Below are 17,161 nucleotides of genomic sequence, written 5' to 3'. Positions count from 1 at the left end.
CGGACAACGGGCGCCCGCTGTCAGGGAGATGGAGGAGTCGGCGCTGATCGTCGCCGGCGCCCCCTCCGCTCTAAACGCTACATATTTGCCTTAGCTGGCGCCAGCCCTTACCGTCGATTAAGGCGAAAATTTTGCTTTTGCCGCGCGGTGGTCGCCGGACCGCCGCTCCGCAACACCCTGCACGCACACGAAGGGGATTCATGAGCGCCGTCGAACTCACCGCCGCGGAGGCCGCCCGGGGTGCGCTCCGCGCGGGACTCCCGCTGGAGAGCGAGCGTCACGCCGAGGTGGCCGCCGCCGCCAACCACATCCACGCCGTGGTGCGCACGCTGCGTGAGCTGGACTTCGGGGAGACGCAGCCCGCCACCCACACCGACGCAGGGGAGCCCGCCGATGCGTCCCTTTGAACTGACCCTCGCCGAGGCGGCCGACGCCATGGCGAAGGGGGCACTGTCCCCGGTAGAGCTGACCGCCTCCGTGCTGGAACGCATCGACGCGGTCGAGGAGCGGCTGGGGGCCTACGTCGCCGTGGCGGGCGAGGCGGCACACGAGGCCGCCACGCTCGCCGAGCGCGAGATCGCGGCCGGCCGGCACCGCGGCCCGCTGCACGGCATCCCGTTCGGGCTGAAGGACCTCATCGACGTCGCCGGCCTGCCGACCACGGCCAGTTCCCGGGTGCGGGCGAGCCATGTCGCGCAGACCGACAGCGCGGTGACCAAGCGGCTGTTCGACGCCGGCGCGGTCCTCCTGGGGAAGACGCACACGCACGAATTCGCCTACGGGCTGACGACACCCCAGACGCGCAACGCCTGGGACCCGGGCCGCATCGCGGGCGGGTCGAGTGGTGGGTCTGCGGTCGCCGTGGCCGCCGGAGCGGCCACCTTCGCTCTGGGCACGGACACCGGAGGCTCCATCCGCGTGCCCGCGGCACTCAACGGTGTCGTCGGGCTCAAGCCGACCTACGACCTCATCTCCCGGCAGGGGGTGACCTCGCTGTCCTGGTCCCTGGACCATGTCGGGCCCCTCACCCGCACGGTGCGGGACGCGGCACTGGTGCTCTCCGCACTGACGGGCCGGGACGCCGAGAGCCCGGCCGGTTCCGGTGGGGCGCGGCCCGGCTACGTCCTCCCTCAGGAAGGGGACTTGACGGGCCTGCGGATCGGGGTGCCGGTCAACTACTACTTCGACCGGGTCAGCCCCGATGTCGAAGCCGCGGTACGGCGCGCCCTCGCCCGGATGTCGAATCTCGGGGCCGAACTCGTCGAGGTCGAGATCCCGATGGCCCGCTACGTCCAGGCAATCCAATGGGGCCTGATGGTCCCGGAGGCGACTGCTTACCACGAACGTGCGCTGCGATCGGTCCCCGAGCTGTACGGACCGGACATCCGGGTGCTGCTGGAGGCCGGGGAGCTGATGTCGGCCGGTGACTACCTCCGGGCCCAGCGGGCTCGTGCCCTCATGCGTGAGGCGTGGGGTCGGCTGCTCGACGAGGTCGATGTGATCGCTGCGCCCACGGTGCCGATGACGGCCGTCGTGGCCGGTCAGGACGCCGTGGAATGGCCGGACGGTACGACGGAGAGTGTGTCCGACGCCTATGTCCGGCTGTCCGCTCCGGCTAACATCACCGGGATTCCGGCGCTGACCCTTCCGGTCGGCCGCGATCAGGCGGGCCTGCCCATAGGAATGCAGCTGATGGGGCCGCCCATGGGGGAGGCTCTCGTGCTGCGTGCCGGCCATGCCTATGAGGCAGACCGGGATCAGCGTGGCGAACCGGCGGCGATGGGCTGACGGGCCGAGGGGACGGACTGCTCCAGAAGCAATGATTTTGCTTTAAGGTGGAGTCGTGAGTCCCAAGCCCATGGCGCGCCCGGGAGGGCGCAGCGCCCGCGTCCAGGAGTCGGTGCACGCCGCGGTGCGGGAACTCGAAGCCGAACAGGGCCGCGCGGCACTGACCGTGCCCGCGGTCGCGGCCCGTGCGGGTGTCACTCCCTCGACGATCTACCGTCGCTGGGGCGACCTCCATGAGCTGCTGTCCGACGTGGCGGTCGAGCGGCTGCGCCCCGAGGAGCCACCCGCCGACCACGGGAGCCTTCACACCGATCTGGAGTCCTGGGCCAGGCAGTTCCTCGACGAGATGGTCTCCCCGTCAGGACGTGCCTATATCCGTGACGCTCTCCTCGGTGACCCGGACGGCAGCAATGCCGGCCAGTGCTCGGCCTACGCCGCGGAGCAGATCGAGGTCATCCTCGGCCGGGCGAGGGGGCGCGGCGAAGCCGTTCCCGACGTCGACGTCGAAGCAGTCGTGGACCACGTCGTGGCCCCGGTGATGTACCGCATCCTGTTCCGGCCGGGCCAACTGACCGCTTCCTACGCGGATCACCTCGTACGCGCCGTCCTTGCTTCTCCCGTCTCGCCCGACTGACGCAGCGAGACGCCGGGGGCATTGGCACGACTTTGGTTGCTGTACGTCGCGACGAAAGGTGATGTCGGCGGTGGGAGAGGTTGCTTAACGTGGCTCCGTGACAGGTGTGGAAGGTATGGAGCGGGTGAGGCGTGCTCGCCAGGCGCCGGCGGCAAGGCTGCGTGGGGTGTTCCGGCGGCTGGCCGATCCGGGCAGGGCTCTCTTCGATCCCGGGCTGTGGCCGCTCGGGCGCATTGTGGGCGAATTGCTGCTGAGCCTGGTGCTGGGGACGCTGGCGGCGGGGATCGAGGCCCTGCGCCACGGTGGCGCGGTACAGATCATTGCCGTCGCTCTGGCTGCCGGACTGCTGTTGCAGCTGCGCCGGGTGCTGCCCGGGAGCGTACTGCTGGTGACCATCGTGGGTGCGGCCGCGTTCGGCGGTCTCGCCCCGCTGACCCCCGTCGTCGGCTGGTCGGCCGGCCGCCGGATCGTCGGGGTCGGCAGGGCGACCGGCACCTTCGCCTTTGCGTATGCCCTCAGCTTCGGCCTGGAACTCCTGCAGGAGTTGCCCCGCGTCACGCCGGCGCTTCTGGGCATAGGCGTCCTGGTGACGCTGGTCGCGACCGTCGTTCCCGGCCTCGCCGGCCGCTACTGGTCGCAGCGGCGCACGCTGCTGGACACCCTGCAGGAGTACAACGCCCAACTGCTGCGCGAGCGCGCGATGATCGCCGGACAGGCCCGGATGCGCGAGCGCCAGCGCATCGCGCAGGACATGCACGACAGCCTCGGCCATCAGCTCGCGCTCATCTCGGTGCACACCGGAGCGCTGGAGGTGGACCGCGAGCTGACCGGGCGACAGCGGGAGGCCGTGGGGGTGCTGCGGGAGGCGTCGGTGGGCGCGATGCACGAGCTGCGCGAGGTGGTGGGGCTGCTGAGGGACGGCACCCACGACCCGGGGGACGGGGCCGCTCCCTCGGCGACCACCGGGGACACTCCCACCCCTGCCCTTGAGGCCATGGGGGAGGAGAACGCCATGGCGTCTGCGCGAGGGGTGGCAGGCATCGAGCGCTTGGTGGAGGTGTCCCGGAGCGCCGGTACGGCCGTGGAGCTGCGGCGCTCGGGCGAGGTGCGCCCGCTCGCCCCGACCGCCGACCACGCGGCGTTCCGGATAGCCCAGGAGGGCCTGACCAACGCCCACAAGCACGCCCCGGACGCCTCGATCACCATCGAACTGCGCTATGAACCGGACTCGTTGGTCGTGGAGGTCGCGAACGGTCCCGCGCCCGCGACCGCGGACGACGGCCGGAGCGTGGTGAGCGGCGGCCAGGGGCTGACCGGGCTCGGGGAGCGGGCCCGGGTCGTCGGAGGCATGGTGCATGCGGGCCCGACGGCGGAGGGCGGCTTCCGGCTGGCGGGTGTGCTGCCGTACACCGCGTCGGAGGCCCGTGCCACCAGCCCCTCGCCCGGCAGCGAGACAGCGACGTTCGTTGATTCCACAGGCGACTTTCGGCAGCAGATTCCGGCGGGTTCGTTCGGCGAAGGTGGTCCTGTCATCGACGGGAACGGTTTGCCGAAGGAGCTGGCGAAGGCCATGAGCACGCGGAAGAGAAGCAGTGGCATTGCCATCGGTTGCGGAGCGGCGGCACTGATCGCCCTGCTGCTGGTGATCATCGTGGCGGTCGCCGGCGCCTTCGTCGTGATGGAGCTGGACGAAGCCATGATCGAGCCGAAGGAGTACGAGGCCGTGAAGGTGGGCCAGCCCGAGTCCGAGGTGCGCAAGCGGTTGCCCGACGGCTCCTCGTTCCTGCTCGATGGCCTGGAAAAGGGCGCACCTCCCATACCCAAGGGGGCGAAGTGCCTCAGCCTGAATTCCAGTGAGATCGGCAGCAGCTGGGAGAGAGACCCGGTCTTCCGGTTCTGCTTCAGGGACGGCAAGTTGATCGAGAAGAAGTCCTTCGAGGTCAAGACGTAAGGGGGAACGCTCGCCGTGATGTCCCGTCGGGCCGCCTGATCGGGGATGATGGCGAACGGCCGCAGCTATGACCGTTCAAGAGGGCGCAGGAGAATCGTGATCAAGGTTCTCGTCACGGATGACGAGCCGCTCATTCGGGCGGGTATCAGGATGATTCTCACCTCGGCCGATGACATCGACGTCGTCGCGGAGGCGGCGAACGGCCGTGAGGCGGTCGAACTGGCCCGGGCGCAGCGCGTGGATGTCGTGCTGCTCGACATCCAGATGCCGGTCATGGACGGGCTGACGGCCCTGGCCGAACTCCGCCGTGCCGTCCCCGATGCACGGGTGCTGATCCTCACCACCTTCGGGGAGCAGCAGAACGTGCTGCGCGCCCTGGCCGAGGGCAGTGCGGGCTTTCTGCTCAAGGACTCGGCACCTGCGGAGCTGATGCGTGCGGTACGGGCTGCCGCGGCCGGGGACGCGTATCTGTCGCCGGGCGCCACCCGCCATGTCGTGGATTCGCTGGCATCCGGCCAGAGTGTCCGCCGCGCCGCGCAGGCCCGCCGTCGGCTGGAGGCCCTGTCGGAGCGCGAGGTGCAGGTCCTGGCGCTGCTGGGCGAGGGCTTGTCCAATGCGGATACCGGTCAGCGGCTCCATATGAGCGAGGCCACGGTCAAGACCTACGTGAGCCGGATTCTCGCCAAGCTCGGCTGCGACAACCGTGTACAGGCGGCCCTGCTGGCACGAGACGCCGGCCTGGGAATCTGAGCCCCCACCCGCAGCCGAAGGCTGGGTAGCACGACGTACACCGCGCCGGCGAAGCCGGCTCCCGGTCGGCGTGCCGCTGCCGTCACACCTCACGACGGGTCCGCGGCGCGCTCGCGCCGAGGCGCGCCGTTCTGGCGTAGCAACCGCAAGAGGCCAGCACGTCCCGCCAGCAACACGAACATCCAACTCTCCCTGCACTGAGCCCATTTCACGTGCTCTCCCTGCACGTCGCCCCCCTTCAGGTGCATTCACTCACCAACAGGAAGACCGTCATGCCCAGATTTCTCGCTCTTCGTGCCATCTCACTGCTCTCCGCCTCCCTCCTGCTCACGTTCGGCGCCACGGCCTGCGGCCCCGGTAAGGACGACGCCGGCCGTACCGAGTCCGCCCCCTCGGCCGCTGCCGGACTCCCCGCCTCCCTCACCTCCCAGAAGCTCAACTGGCAGCCCTGCCAGGCGCCGTCCACCGCCCAGGGTGGTGGCGCAGCGCCCGGCAAGCTGCCGGACGGCACAGCATGGGAGTGCGCGAACCTGAAGGCGCCCCTGGACTACGCCAAGCCCGTCGGCGACACCATCGACCTCGCGATGATCCGCGCCAAGGCCAAGGGTGACGGCAAACGGATCGGCTCGCTGGTCTTCAACTTCGGCGGACCGGGAGCGTCCGGCGTGGCCACCCTGCCGGGCTATCCCCAGGCCCGGGCCCTGCACTCGCAGTACGACCTGGTCAGCTTCGACCCGCGCGGCGTCGGCGACAGCGCGGGTGTGACCTGCCTCAGCGACAAGGAACTCGACCAGCAGCGCGGCGAGACCCACGATCTGGCCGGTACGGCCGAGCAGAACAAGCAGACCGCGGCGGCCTGCGCGAAGAAGTCCGGGAAGGTGCTGCCGCACGTCGGCACCGAGAGCGCCGCCCGCGACATGGATCTCATGCGCCAGGTACTGGGCGATGCCAAGCTCCACTACTTCGGCATCTCCTACGGGACAAAACTGGGTGGCGTCTATGCCCACTTGTTCCCGAAGCATGTGGGCCGCACCGTCCTGGACGCCGTCGTGGACCCGACCCAGGACGCCGTACAGGAGCCCCTGGGCCAGGCGAAGGGCTTCCAGCTGGCGCTGGACAACTACCTCGCCCACTGCGTCAAGACCCCGGGCACCTGCCCGTACCGGAGTCCCGAGGACGGACGCCGGCGGATCGCCCAGCTCCTGGCGAAGACCGGTAAGCAGCCGCTGCTGACCAAGAGCGGGCGCAAGCTCACCAAGGAGCAGACCGTCATAGGCATCGCCGCGACGCTCTACTCCAAGGAGGCCTGGCCTGCCCTGTCGGTCTCACTCTCCGACGCGGAGCAGGGCAGCGGCGACAACCTCCTGAAGCTGGCCGACGGCTACCTGAGCCGGGACGACAAGGGGCACTACAGCAACACGGAGTCCGCCAGCACCGCAATCAACTGCGCCGACACCAAGCGGCGCGCCACTGCCAAGGAAGTGCAGGCCAGACTGCCGGAGTTCCGCAAGGCGTCCCCGGTCTTCGGTGAGCTGACCGCCACGGGCCTGCTGGGCTGCACCGGCTGGCCGGTCACCGGCAAAGCCGACACCCCGGAGGTCTCGGCGCCCGGCGCCGCCCCCATCGTTGTCATAGGCAACGCGGGCGACCCGGCGACTCCCGTCGCGGGCGCCCGGAAGATGGCCGAGAAGCTCGGCAAGGGAGTGGGGAAGCTGCTCACGGTCAAGGGCGAGGGTCATGGCACGTATGGCGTCAATCTGTGCGCCACCAAGGCTGCGAACGGGCATCTGCTGGACGGCAAGGTCCCGGCGGACGGCACTGTCTGTTCGTGAGCACGGCATAGCGCGAAGGCCCGCGCGCCGCGAGGCGCCGGAGTCCCGCAACGGCCACGGAGCCACGGCCACAGAGCCACAGCCACAGTCACAGTCACAGTCACGCCGCCACAGCCACGCCGCCACAGTCACGGCGCCACGGCCACGGCTAGGGCCACGGCTGCGATAGGGCCCACCGCAGGGCCGGGGAGCGCTCAGCAGGGTGACCGTTCCCCGACCCTGGGCCGTGCCGCTGTCAGGCCCTGTCCCTCAGGGTCGTCAGAGGGTGAGTGTCAGGTACCTGTCATCCATACGTATAGAACTTGGTGTGGTCCAGCAGGTCCGCAGGGGTGATGTCGTTCCATGGCTTCATCGTGTCGTGGAGGTCGATGACATCGGGTGTGTTGCCGGTCGGCAGATAGCCCGACTTGGGGTGCATGCGCTGCCAGTCGGCCCAGAGCTTGTCGATGAAGCAGTGGTGCAGCCAGAAGACCGGGTCGTTGGGCGAGGCGCCGGTGGTCATCTGTCCGCCGACCCAGACGTGTACCCGGTTGTGCAGGTTCGGGCCGCGCCAGCCCTCGATGTTGTTGCGGAAGCCGTCGGAGGAGCTGTTCCAGGGGGCGGCGTCGTAGACCGTCATCGCGAGGACGCGATCGACCTCGGCCCGGGTCGGCAGCTCGCGGACCCCTGAGCCGAGGGAGCGGCGCAGGAACGTCCGGCCGTCCACCCGGATGTTCATCGGCCACTTGCCGTTGCCGAAGGCGAAGGACCCCGAGGTCACCCGGCCGTCGCCGGTCCGCCCGTCGCCGCCGAGGAAGTCGTCGGCCCAGAGCGAGCTGCGGGGTGAGCGGTCGACGGTCCAGTCCCAGTAGGGGAGCGTGACCGAGGGCGTGATGGTCTGCAGGGCCTCTTCGAACTGGATCAGGAACCTGCGGTGCCAGGGGAGGAAGGACGGTGACCGGTGGCCGGTCCGCTCCCCGGTGTCGGTGTCACCGATGATGAAGGCGTTGTGGGTGCTGATGAACTCGTCGTAGCGGCCGCTGCGCTTCAGTTCCAGCACCGCGTCGATGAAGTTCCGCTTTTCGGTGGCGGTGAGGTCCGCCTGGTTCTTCCGGACTGCCATGTCGAGGACTCCTCGGTGGGGGGACAATCAGCGGCAGGTCTCAGCCGGTGACAACGGGGACCAGGTCAGCGCCCTGGAGTTCGCGAACGGCGGCGCGCGCCAGGGCCCGCGGCGTGGTGAACGTCTCGTAGTGGTTCACCAGGCTTATCCAGGTGCCGTCCGCGTTCCGCATCACATGGAGGTCGTCGTTGTCGATGCGGACGACGAAGTCCATGCCCTCGTGGGGACCGGCTGCCCCGCCGGCGTGGTGGCCTCCGTGGCCTCCTCCGCCCGGCTCGCCTTCGTCGGCGGCGGGCCAGCCCTCGATGTGGCGGCCCTGGTACGTCTCGTCGAACGGCTCCGGCATCTGGTGGTCGCCGGACTTCCCGTGCCCGGCCATGTGGCCATGCCCGGCCGCGTGTCCCTTGGCGGGGCGGGCGGCCGTGGTGTCGGCGAAGGCGGCGGGGGCGGCGAGCGCCGCCCCTGTCAGGGCCGCGGCGCTGCTGTACAGCACCTGTCGTCGGGTGGGACGCGACATGTTGCACTCCTCTGTTCGTCGCGGCTTCTCCTCCGGGTGGGCCCGGGGAGGAGGCGGTGTGTCGGGACGACGGCGCCGGCCGTCGGCCCGCGCCGCCACATGCTGGCAGGGACGAACGGATCATCAAGTTGCACCGGCCGGGGAGGTCGGGAACGAGTCAACACGGGGGCGGAGGTGCAGGATTCAACGGCGGCGATCGTGCTCATGGCCCGGCGGAGTGCGCCGCGGAACCGGAAATTCCGCGATCTCGGCCACTCTCCGCCGCAGATCCTTTACGCACGGCATCGAAACCATGAGTCCCCCCACGGCCGGAACTCGGCGTGAATGCAGGGGGCTTCGAGAGAGCGGAGTTTGAGACTCCGCGCGGCGTGGTCGCCCCATGGTGATGAACCAGCCATGAACGTGGGGGAGTTGAGCGGCCGGTGCTCGGCGGGAATGTCACCGCGACCCACGGTGTCGCGGCCCCGCCCCGCAAAGCGGGAGTACGGCAGTGTTACGCGGCATGCGCCGGTAAAGGCACTTCTGTCATGACACGTTCAGCCCATGGTGACCTTGACGTTGGGGTGGCGCAGACGCGTCGTCGCGGGCGCTCTCCTTCTGGGCGCCGCCCTTGCGCTGACCGCATGCGGTACGCAGCCCGGCACAAGCGCAACAACGACCGACGCCCCGGGCATCTCCGCGCGAAGAAGGAAGCCCGCCGCATCGAGCCGCCCGCCGGGCACTGAGGGGGCGCGGGGGCGGGGCGGACCGCGCCAGGGGAGGGCAGACAGGTCCACCCTCCCCTGAACCCCGCGTCAACTACCGCTCCGCGCCCGGGGAACGACGACCGGCGAGGCGTCGCCGGGTGCCCGCAGGATGTCGGCGTCCAGGGCGTAGAGGTCCTTGACCAGGGCCTCGTCGACCGTGTCGCGGGGGGTGCCCTGGGCGATGATGCGGCCTGCCTTCATCGCGATGAGGGTGTCGGCGTAGCGGGCGGCGGCGGCCAGGTCGTGCTGCACCATGACGACGGTGCGGCCGGCGGCGGCGACCTCGCGGACGAGTTCGAGGACGTCGACGACATGGCCGAGGTCGAGCGCGCTGGTGGGCTCGTCGAGCAGCACCACGGGGGTGTGCTGGGCGAGCACCATCGCGAGCCAGCAGCGCTGACGCTGGCCGCCGGAGAGCCGGTCGAGGCGCTCGTCCGCGAGCTGGGTGGTGCCGGTGGCCTCCAGCGCCTCGCGTACGGCGTGTTCGTCCTCGCGTGACCACTGGCGCAGCAGGCCCTGGTGGGGGTGGCGGCCGTAGCGGACGAGCCCGGCGACCGTGACGGCTTCGGGTGCGCGCGGGGACTGGGGCAGCAGGGCGACCCGGCGGGCGGCCTGCCGTCGGCTGAGCTGCCAGATGTCGGCGCCGTCGGCGTGGACCTCGCCGGACTCCGGGCGGTGGAGCCGGGCGATGGTACGCAGCAGGGTGGACTTGCCGCAGCCGTTGGGTCCGACGATGGCGGCGACCTGGCCGGCGGGCAGGGTGAACTCGGCTCCCTCGACGACGGTGCGGCCGGAGTAGCCGGCCCGCAGTGCGCGTACGGCGAGCCCGGGAGTTGCGGTCATGCTGGTCATGCCTTTCCGGTGGTCCGGTCCGAACGGAGGAGGACCCAGAGGAGGAAGGGTCCGCCGAGGACGCTGGTGACGACGCCGACGGGGAGCTCGACGGGAGCGGCGACCCGGCCCAGCGCGTCGGCCGCGGCGATGAGTGCGGCGCCGGTCAGCGCGGAGCCGAGGACCGGGACGCGGGTGGGGCCGCTGAGCCGCTGGGCGAGGATCGGGGCGGCGAGCGCGACGAACGCGATGGGCCCGCCGACGCCGACCGCGAGACCGGCGAGGGCGACGGCGAGCGCGAGGGCCACGGCCCGTACCCGTCGCAGGTCGACGCCGAGGCAGGCGGCCATGTCGTCGTCGAAGCGCAGTAGTTGCAGTCGGTGCCCGGCGACGAGGGCGAGCGGCACGAGGAAGAGCAGGGCGGTCAGCAGCGGGGTGCCGACGTGCCAGTCACGGCCGTTGAGGCTGCCCACGGCCCACAGGAACACGCCGCCCGCGGTGTTGTCGTTCTCCCGCGACATGATCAGGTCGCTCACCGCCCCGACGAAGGTGGAGACGCCGATGCCGACCACCAGGAGGCGGTAGCCGCCGCTGCCCGCGCCGCCCGCGCAGAGCACCACCAGCGCGGCGGCGGCGACGGCGCCGAGCGGGCCGAGCCACCAGCCGCCGACCATCCCGGTCGCCGATCCGGCGGCCGCGGCCACGACGGCCGCGGTGGCGCCCTCGTTGACCCCGACGAGGTCGGGGGTGGCGAGGCGGTTGCCGGCCAGGGTCTGGGTGAGACAGCCGGAGAGCCCCAGGGCGCCGCCGACCATGATGCCGACGACCACCCGGGGCAGCCGGAAGTCCCGCACGATCATGACGGTCCCGGGGTCGCCGGTGCCGAGCAGCCCGGAGAGGGTCTGCGACAACGGCATGCCGGTCGAACTCGCCGCGACGGCCAGGGCGATGAGGAGCAGTATCAGCGGGACGAGGAACGCGGCGGCCAGGGCGCTGCGGCGCGGGAAGAGCCAGGACAGGGCGCCGGCACGCAGCACGGTGCTGTCCGGCGGGGTGAGCGGCGGGTGGGTGTCGGGGGCCGTCATGCCGAGGCTCCTGCCGTGGACAGTCGGGACGAGCGGGCGATCCAGACGAGCAAGGGCCCGCCGACGAAGGCGAGCAGCACGCTGACCGGGGTCTCCCAGGGCCGGATGACGATCCGGGCGAGGATGTCGGCGAGCAGCATGACATCGGCCGCGATCAGCGCGGACAGCACCAGTTGAACGGCCATCCGGGCCCCGGCCAGGGCGCGGGCGGCGTAGGGGGCGAGCAGTCCGAGGAAGGCGATGGGGCCGGCCACCGCGACCGCACAGCCCGCCAGCAGCGAGACGGCCGCCGCGACGAGCAGACGAATCCGCCCGGGGTGGTGGCCCAGTGAGCGGGCGCTGTCGTCGCCGAGACCGAGGGCCGACAGGGGACGGGCGCAGCCGAGCGCGATGAGCAGGCCGACGGCCACCACCGGCAGCAGGGGCAGCAGGTCGGCGGTCTCGACGCCGGCGAGGGAGCCGATCGTCCAGTAGCGGTAGGTGTCGTAGGTCGACTGGGTGCCCAGCAGCACATACGAGGTCAGGCCGTGGAAGGTGGCGCCGAGCGCCGATCCGGCGAGGACGAGCCGCAGCGGGGAACCGGCGGCCCGTCCCGACGCGGCGAAGAGCAGGACGACCGCACTGGCGGCCATCCCGCCGAGCAGGGCCCACAGCAGCAGTGCGGACGAGGAGGTGGCGCCGAAGAAGGTCAGCCCCAGGACCACCGCGAACGCCGCACCCGAGTTGACGCCGAGCAGTCCGGTCTCGGCGAGCGGGTTGCGGGTCGCGGCCTGGAGCAGACAGCCGGCCGTGCCGAGGCAGACGCCGACGAGCACGGCGGCGAGCGTCCGCGGCAGGCGTACGTCCACCACCGCGAGCCGCAGTTGGGCGTCGGCGCGCGCGGCCGGGTCGCCGCGCAGGTACTCCCAGGCGTGGCCGGCGGAGCTGGAACCGGTGCCGATGAGGAGCGAGAGCAGGACGAAACCCAGTAGCACGGCGACGAGTCCGGCGGCCGCCCAGGCGACGGGGCGGGCCCGGAAGGGCGGCCGCCGGTGCGGACGGACACGTTCCGTTTCCGCCCGGTCTCCTTGCGTGATTGACATATGGTTAGCCTAACCTAAGCTTCGCGCTGTGAGCTTGGCCGCTCGTATGCCGACAAAGGCCTTCTTTGTCATGCGGATTTTCTCGGTGCGGCCGAGGAATCTGCGCATTTTCCGGACTCGCTGTCTTATCGAACAACGGAGATCTCAGGCCATGTTGCAAGCCTCTTCCCGCCAACCTTCCCGCCCCGCCGCCGCGGCCGCCCTCCTCGCCGCCTGTGCCCTGACCCTGACCGCGTGCGGCGCGCCCGAGGCCGGCGGCGGCACGGACGGCGCGGCGGACAAGGTCACCCGGATCACCGACGCGACCGGCACGAAGGTCAAGGTGCCCGCAGCGCCCGAACGGGTCGTGGCGCTCAGCGAGATGGACCTGGACTCGGCACTCGCCCTCGGCGTCAAGCCCATCGGGCTGACCGCCGGCCGCGGCCAGCACGGCGCCCCCGGATACCTCGCGGACCGGGCGAAGGGCATACCGGTCGTGGGCGCGGTGACCGGACCGGACATCGAGAAGGTCGTCCGCTCCAGACCCGACGTCATCCTCGCCGGGCAGACCACCGATCCCCAGATCCTCGAACAGCTGCGGCGGATCGCCCCCACCGTGGTCACCATCGACCGCACCAAGGACTGGAAGAAGTCCCTCGCCCTCACCGGCAAGGCGCTGGGCAAGGACAACGAGGCCAAGAAGGTCCTCGCCGGATACGACACCAAGGCCGCCGCGCTGAAGAAGGACCTCGGCGCACGGGCCGGCACGAGCGTGTCGGTGGCCCGCTACTCGGCCAAGGGCACCGCCGTCATGCAGCAGGGCGTGTTCATCAGCGACGTCCTGAAGGACCTGGGATTCCGCCGGCCCGGAGTACAGAACGAGCCGGGCCAGGGCCACTCCACGCCGCTCAGCGACGAGAACCTCCACGAGATCGACGGCGACTGGCTGTTCATCGGCACCCTCTCCACCGCCGGCCCGGACGCCGGCCTCCTGGACAAGCTGGCCACCAAGCCCGCCTACCGGCAGCTGAAGGCCGTGCACGACAAGCACGCCACCATGATCGACGGCTCGAAGTGGACGAGCCTGGGCGGCGCCGAGGCCGCCGTCTCGGTGCTCGGCGACATCCGGAAGGCCATGGTCAAGTGAGCGCCACCGGCCTGGAACTCACGGGGCGGCTGGCCCTCGTGACGGGGGCGGGCCGGGGCATCGGTGAGGCGGTGGTCCGGGCCCTCGTCGCGAGCGGCGCCCGGGTCGTCGCCACCGACCTGACTCCCCAGGGCGTCGACAAGCTCGCCCAGGAGCACCCGGAGCACCTCACCGCCCGCCGCCTCGACGTCACCGACACGGCCGCCGTCGACGCCCTCATCGCCGGGACCGAGGACTCCCTCGGACCGCTGGACATCGTGGTCAACGTCGCCGGAATCCTGCGGAGTTCCGCCGTCACGGACCTCACCGACGGGGACTGGGCGGCCACCTTCGCCGTGAACACCCACGGCGTCTTCCACGTCTCGCGGGCGGCCGCCCGCCGCATGGCCGTGCGGGGCTCCGGCAACATCGTCACCGTGGCCTCCAACGCGGCCGGCATCCCCCGCGCGGGCATGTCCGCCTACGCGGCGTCGAAGGCGGCGGCCGTGATGTTCACCAAATGCCTGGGCCTGGAGGTGGCAGCGCGCGGCGTCCGCTGCAACACCGTCTCTCCCGGCTCGACGCTCACCGACATGCAACGCGCCCTGTGGAACGCCGCGGAGAGCGAGACGGCGGCCGCACAGCGCGTCATCACGGGCGACCTCGCGACGCACCGCACCGGCATCCCGCTCGGCCGGATCGCCGACCCGGCCGACATCGCCGACGCCGTCGTCTTCCTGGTCTCCGACCGCGCCCGCCACATCACCATGCACGACCTGTATGTCGACGGCGGCGCGACGCTGCGGGCCTGAACCGGACCCGCACCCGCCACCCCCTGCGACGTCGCTCGCGACCCTTCCCCTTGGAGACAGCCATGTCCGCCTCCCTGTGCGAACCCACCGCGCCGCCCCCGGACCCCGCGCCGCCCACCCTGCTCGCCCCCGGTGCCGCGACCGCCCTGCTCGACGCCTACCGCCCCGGCACGGACCGCTTCCTCGCCACGCCCCGGCAGACCCTGCTCGGCCAGGGCACCGCCGTCGGAATACCCCACGACGCACGGCCGTTGACCCGGCGGGTGCGGGAGACCCTCGATGCGCGGCGGCATGCGGGCGACCCCGCGCCGGTCGTCGTCGGCTCGCTGCCCTTCGCCGCGGACGCCCCGCACGCGCTCGCCGTCCCGGACTCCGTGCGCTGGGCGCCGCCGCTGCACGAGGACCCCCTCATCGCCCTGCCCGTGGCGCCCGCCGAGGACAACGGCTGGCAGCTGCGGGAGGTGCCGTCGGCCGAGCGGTACGGCGCGGCGGTCGCCGCCGCGGTCCGCCGGATGCGGGCCGGGGAGTTCGACAAGGTCGTGCTCGCCCGGACGCTGGAGCTGACGGCCCGGCGGGAGCCGGACCTGACGGCGATGCTGCGCCGCCTGGCGCGCCGCGACCCCTCCGGCTACACCTTCGCCGTGCCCAGCGGCCCCGGCCGCACCCTGATCGGCGCCAGCCCCGAACTGCTGGTGGCCCGCCGGAACGGCAGGATCGTCGCCAACCCGCTGGCCGGCTCCGCGCCGCGCAGCGCCGACCTGGCCGAGGACGTCCGGCGCGCTGCCGCCCTCCTGGAGTCGGCCAAGGACCTGCACGAGCACGCCGTCGTCGTCGACGCCGTACGCGAGGCACTCGCCCCGTACGCCAGGACGCTGGAGGTGCCCGCCCGTCCGACGCTGGTGCGCACCGCGGCGATGTGGCACCTGTCGACCACCCTCACCGGCGAACCGGCCGATCCGGGCGTCTGCGCCCTGGAGCTGGCATCCGCGCTGCACCCGACACCCGCGGTGTGCGGCACCCCGACCGAGGTGGCCCGGTCCGTGATCGCCGCCTCCGAGCCCTTCGACCGGGGCCCGTACACCGGGATGGTCGGCTGGCAGGACGCGGACGGCGACGGCGAATGGGTGGTGACGATCCGCTGCGCCGAGGCCGAGGGCCGCGACCTGCGGCTGTTCGCGGGCGCCGGTGTGGTGGCCGCCTCCTCGCCGGAGGCCGAGACCGCCGAGACCGGGGCGAAGTTCCGTACCTTCCTGAGCGCCGTGGGAGCCTCGCTGTGAGCACCGACGCCCTCGCCACCACCCCGGGGCTCGACGCCCCCACCTGGCCCGCCGAGTTCGCCGCGCGCTACCGGGCCGCCGGGTACTGGCGCGGGGAGACGCTCGGCGGCATACTGCGCGAGCGCGCCGCCGCCCACCCCGACCGGACTGCCCTCGTCGATCCGGCCCCCGGGCGCCGCACCTGGTCCTACCGGCAGCTCGACGAGCGCGCCGACCGGCTGGCCGCCGGGTTCGCGGCCCGCGGCATCGCCAAGGGCGACCGGGTCGTGGTGCAACTGCCCAACACCGGCGAGTTCTTCGAGGTGGTCTTCGCGCTCTTCCGGATCGGCGCACTGCCCGTCTACGCGCTGCCCGCGCACCGGGAGACGGAGATCGGCTACTTCTGCTCCTTCACCGAGGCCACCGCCTACGTCATCCCCGACCGCCACGCCGGCTTCGACCACCGTGCCCTGGCCACCACGGTCCGGGCGCGGACGCCGAGCCTGCGGCACGTCTTCGTCGCCGGCGAACCGGGCGAGCACACCGCGCTGTCCGATGTTCCCTGCGACCCGGCCGGCCGGTCCGACGGGCCCGAGCCGCACGAGCTGGCCTTCCTCCAGCTGTCGGGCGGCACCACGGGCGTGCCGAAGCTCATTCCCCGCACCCACGACGACTACCTCTACTCGGTGCGCGGCTCCAACGAGATCTGCGGCGTCGACGCCGGTACCCGGTTCCTGGTGGTGCTGCCGGCCGCGCACAACTTCCCGATGAGCTCCCCCGGCTGGCTCGGCGCGCTGTACGCCGGGGGCACCGTCGTCCTGTGCCCGGCACCGGACCCGGCGACCGCCTTCCCGCTGATCGAACGGGAACGGATCACCCTGACCGGGCTGGTGCCGCCGCTCGCCCTCGTGTGGACGACGGCCGCCGCGGAGACGGAGAACGATCTGTCGAGCCTGGACGTGGTGCTCGTCGGCGGCGCGAAGTACAGCGAGGAGGCCGCCCGGAGGCTGGCGCCCGCTCTGGGCTGCCGGCTGCAGCAGGTCTTCGGCATGGCCGAGGGCCTGGTCAACTACACCCGGCTCGACGACGACCCCGAGACCGTCGTCACCACCCAGGGACGGCCGATCTCCGCGGACGACGAGATCCGGATCGTCGACGACGCCGGACAGGAGGTCACGGAGGACGGGTTCGGCCATCTGCTCACCCGCGGGCCGTACACCATCCGCGGCTACTGGCGCGCCCCGGAGCACCAGACGACGGCCTTCACGGAGGACGGCTTCTACCGCACCGGCGACATCGTGCGCCGCACCGCCACCGGCCACCTCGTCGTGGAGGGGCGGGCCAAGGACCAGATCAACCGGGGCGGCGAGAAGATCGCGCCGGAGGAGGTCGAGAACGTCATCCTCGCCCACCCCGCCGTGCACGACGTGTCCGTCGTCGCCGTGCCCGACGAGTACCTGGGCGAACGCACCCTCGCCTACGTCATCCTGCGCCCCGGTGCCGAGCCGCTGAAGCCCGTCGCCGTCAAACGCTTCGTCCGGGAACGCGGCCTCGCCGCCTACAAGGTCCCCGACCGCGTCGAGTTCGTCGACGCCTTCCCGCAGACCGGGATCGGCAAGGTCAGCAAGAAGGGGCTGCGGTCCGCCGCGGCCACCGCACCGCAGCACTGA

Annotated in this window: 15 protein-coding genes; 10 read left to right on the top strand and 5 right to left on the bottom strand. The window is 71.7% G+C overall.

Annotated features, from left to right (window positions below; translation table 11 throughout):
* Positions 1 to 200 precede the first annotated feature (200 nt).
* From ACGFN2_RS08410 to ACGFN2_RS08385, 6 genes are all read left to right on the top strand, one after another.
* Positions 201 to 407, top strand: coding sequence for a hypothetical protein (locus ACGFN2_RS08410; protein WP_362606166.1), 207 nt, complete (start codon positions 201 to 203; stop codon positions 405 to 407).
* Entirely contained in the window at positions 394 to 1,788 is a 1,395-nt protein-coding gene (locus ACGFN2_RS08405; RefSeq protein WP_393358490.1) for an amidase, read from the top strand. The genes ACGFN2_RS08410 and ACGFN2_RS08405 overlap by 14 nt, the downstream gene beginning before the upstream one ends.
* Positions 1,789 to 1,858: 70 nt before the next feature.
* Positions 1,859 to 2,422, top strand: coding sequence for a TetR/AcrR family transcriptional regulator (locus ACGFN2_RS08400; RefSeq protein WP_393358595.1), 564 nt, complete (start codon positions 1,859 to 1,861; stop codon positions 2,420 to 2,422).
* 214 nt (positions 2,423 to 2,636) lie between these two features.
* Complete coding sequence (locus ACGFN2_RS08395) at positions 2,637 to 4,373, top strand: sensor histidine kinase (RefSeq protein ID WP_393358593.1); 1,737 nt, start codon at positions 2,637 to 2,639, stop codon at positions 4,371 to 4,373.
* Positions 4,374 to 4,469: 96 nt separating this feature from the next.
* Positions 4,470 to 5,123, top strand: coding sequence for a response regulator transcription factor (locus ACGFN2_RS08390; RefSeq protein WP_362606155.1), 654 nt, complete (start codon positions 4,470 to 4,472; stop codon positions 5,121 to 5,123).
* Positions 5,124 to 5,395: 272 nt separating this feature from the next.
* Positions 5,396 to 6,955 (top strand): alpha/beta hydrolase, encoded by a 1,560-nt coding sequence (locus ACGFN2_RS08385; RefSeq protein ID WP_393358487.1) that lies wholly within the window; start codon positions 5,396 to 5,398, stop codon positions 6,953 to 6,955.
* 283 nt (positions 6,956 to 7,238) lie between these two features.
* Here ACGFN2_RS08385 and ACGFN2_RS08380 read toward each other — a convergent pair whose 3' ends face one another.
* The 5 genes from ACGFN2_RS08380 to ACGFN2_RS08360 form a co-directional block, all read right to left on the bottom strand.
* On the bottom strand, positions 7,239 to 8,057 hold the full coding sequence (locus ACGFN2_RS08380) for a tyrosinase family protein (protein WP_362606149.1): 819 nt from the start codon (positions 8,055 to 8,057) through the stop codon (positions 7,239 to 7,241).
* A gap of 40 nt (positions 8,058 to 8,097) precedes the next feature.
* On the bottom strand, positions 8,098 to 8,574 hold the full coding sequence (locus tag ACGFN2_RS08375) for a tyrosinase family oxidase copper chaperone (protein WP_362606146.1): 477 nt from the start codon (positions 8,572 to 8,574) through the stop codon (positions 8,098 to 8,100).
* Between the two features lie 794 nt (positions 8,575 to 9,368).
* On the bottom strand, positions 9,369 to 10,172 hold the full coding sequence (locus tag ACGFN2_RS08370) for an ABC transporter ATP-binding protein (RefSeq protein ID WP_362606143.1): 804 nt from the start codon (positions 10,170 to 10,172) through the stop codon (positions 9,369 to 9,371).
* Complete coding sequence (locus ACGFN2_RS08365) at positions 10,169 to 11,236, bottom strand: iron chelate uptake ABC transporter family permease subunit (protein WP_362606140.1); 1,068 nt, start codon at positions 11,234 to 11,236, stop codon at positions 10,169 to 10,171. The genes ACGFN2_RS08370 and ACGFN2_RS08365 overlap by 4 nt, the downstream gene beginning before the upstream one ends.
* Positions 11,233 to 12,318, bottom strand: a complete 1,086-nt coding sequence (locus tag ACGFN2_RS08360; protein ID WP_362606137.1) for an iron ABC transporter permease — start codon at positions 12,316 to 12,318, stop codon at positions 11,233 to 11,235. The genes ACGFN2_RS08365 and ACGFN2_RS08360 overlap by 4 nt, the downstream gene beginning before the upstream one ends.
* A gap of 151 nt (positions 12,319 to 12,469) precedes the next feature.
* Between ACGFN2_RS08360 and ACGFN2_RS08355 the strand changes: the two genes are divergently transcribed.
* The 4 genes from ACGFN2_RS08355 to ACGFN2_RS08340 all read left to right on the top strand — a co-directional run bounded on the left by ACGFN2_RS08355 (position 12,470) and on the right by ACGFN2_RS08340 (position 17,161).
* Positions 12,470 to 13,444 carry an ABC transporter substrate-binding protein gene (locus tag ACGFN2_RS08355; RefSeq protein ID WP_393358483.1) on the top strand — a complete coding sequence of 325 codons (975 nt, stop codon included), beginning with the start codon at positions 12,470 to 12,472 and terminating at the stop codon, positions 13,442 to 13,444.
* Positions 13,441 to 14,235: a 2,3-dihydro-2,3-dihydroxybenzoate dehydrogenase gene (locus ACGFN2_RS08350; protein WP_393358481.1), complete on the top strand. Its 795-nt coding sequence runs from the start codon at positions 13,441 to 13,443 to the stop codon at positions 14,233 to 14,235. The genes ACGFN2_RS08355 and ACGFN2_RS08350 overlap by 4 nt, the downstream gene beginning before the upstream one ends.
* Before the next feature lie 62 nt (positions 14,236 to 14,297).
* Positions 14,298 to 15,512: an isochorismate synthase gene (locus tag ACGFN2_RS08345; RefSeq protein WP_393358479.1), complete on the top strand. Its 1,215-nt coding sequence runs from the start codon at positions 14,298 to 14,300 to the stop codon at positions 15,510 to 15,512.
* A complete protein-coding gene (locus ACGFN2_RS08340; protein ID WP_393358477.1) occupies positions 15,509 to 17,161 on the top strand; it encodes a (2,3-dihydroxybenzoyl)adenylate synthase in 1,653 nt (550 codons plus the stop codon). The genes ACGFN2_RS08345 and ACGFN2_RS08340 overlap by 4 nt, the downstream gene beginning before the upstream one ends.

Origin of the sequence: Streptomyces sp. NPDC048612 (assembly GCF_043199295.1) — a bacterium.
Lineage (GTDB): Bacteria > Actinomycetota > Actinomycetes > Streptomycetales > Streptomycetaceae > Streptomyces.
This window is presented reverse-complemented; position numbering and strand designations above follow the sequence as displayed.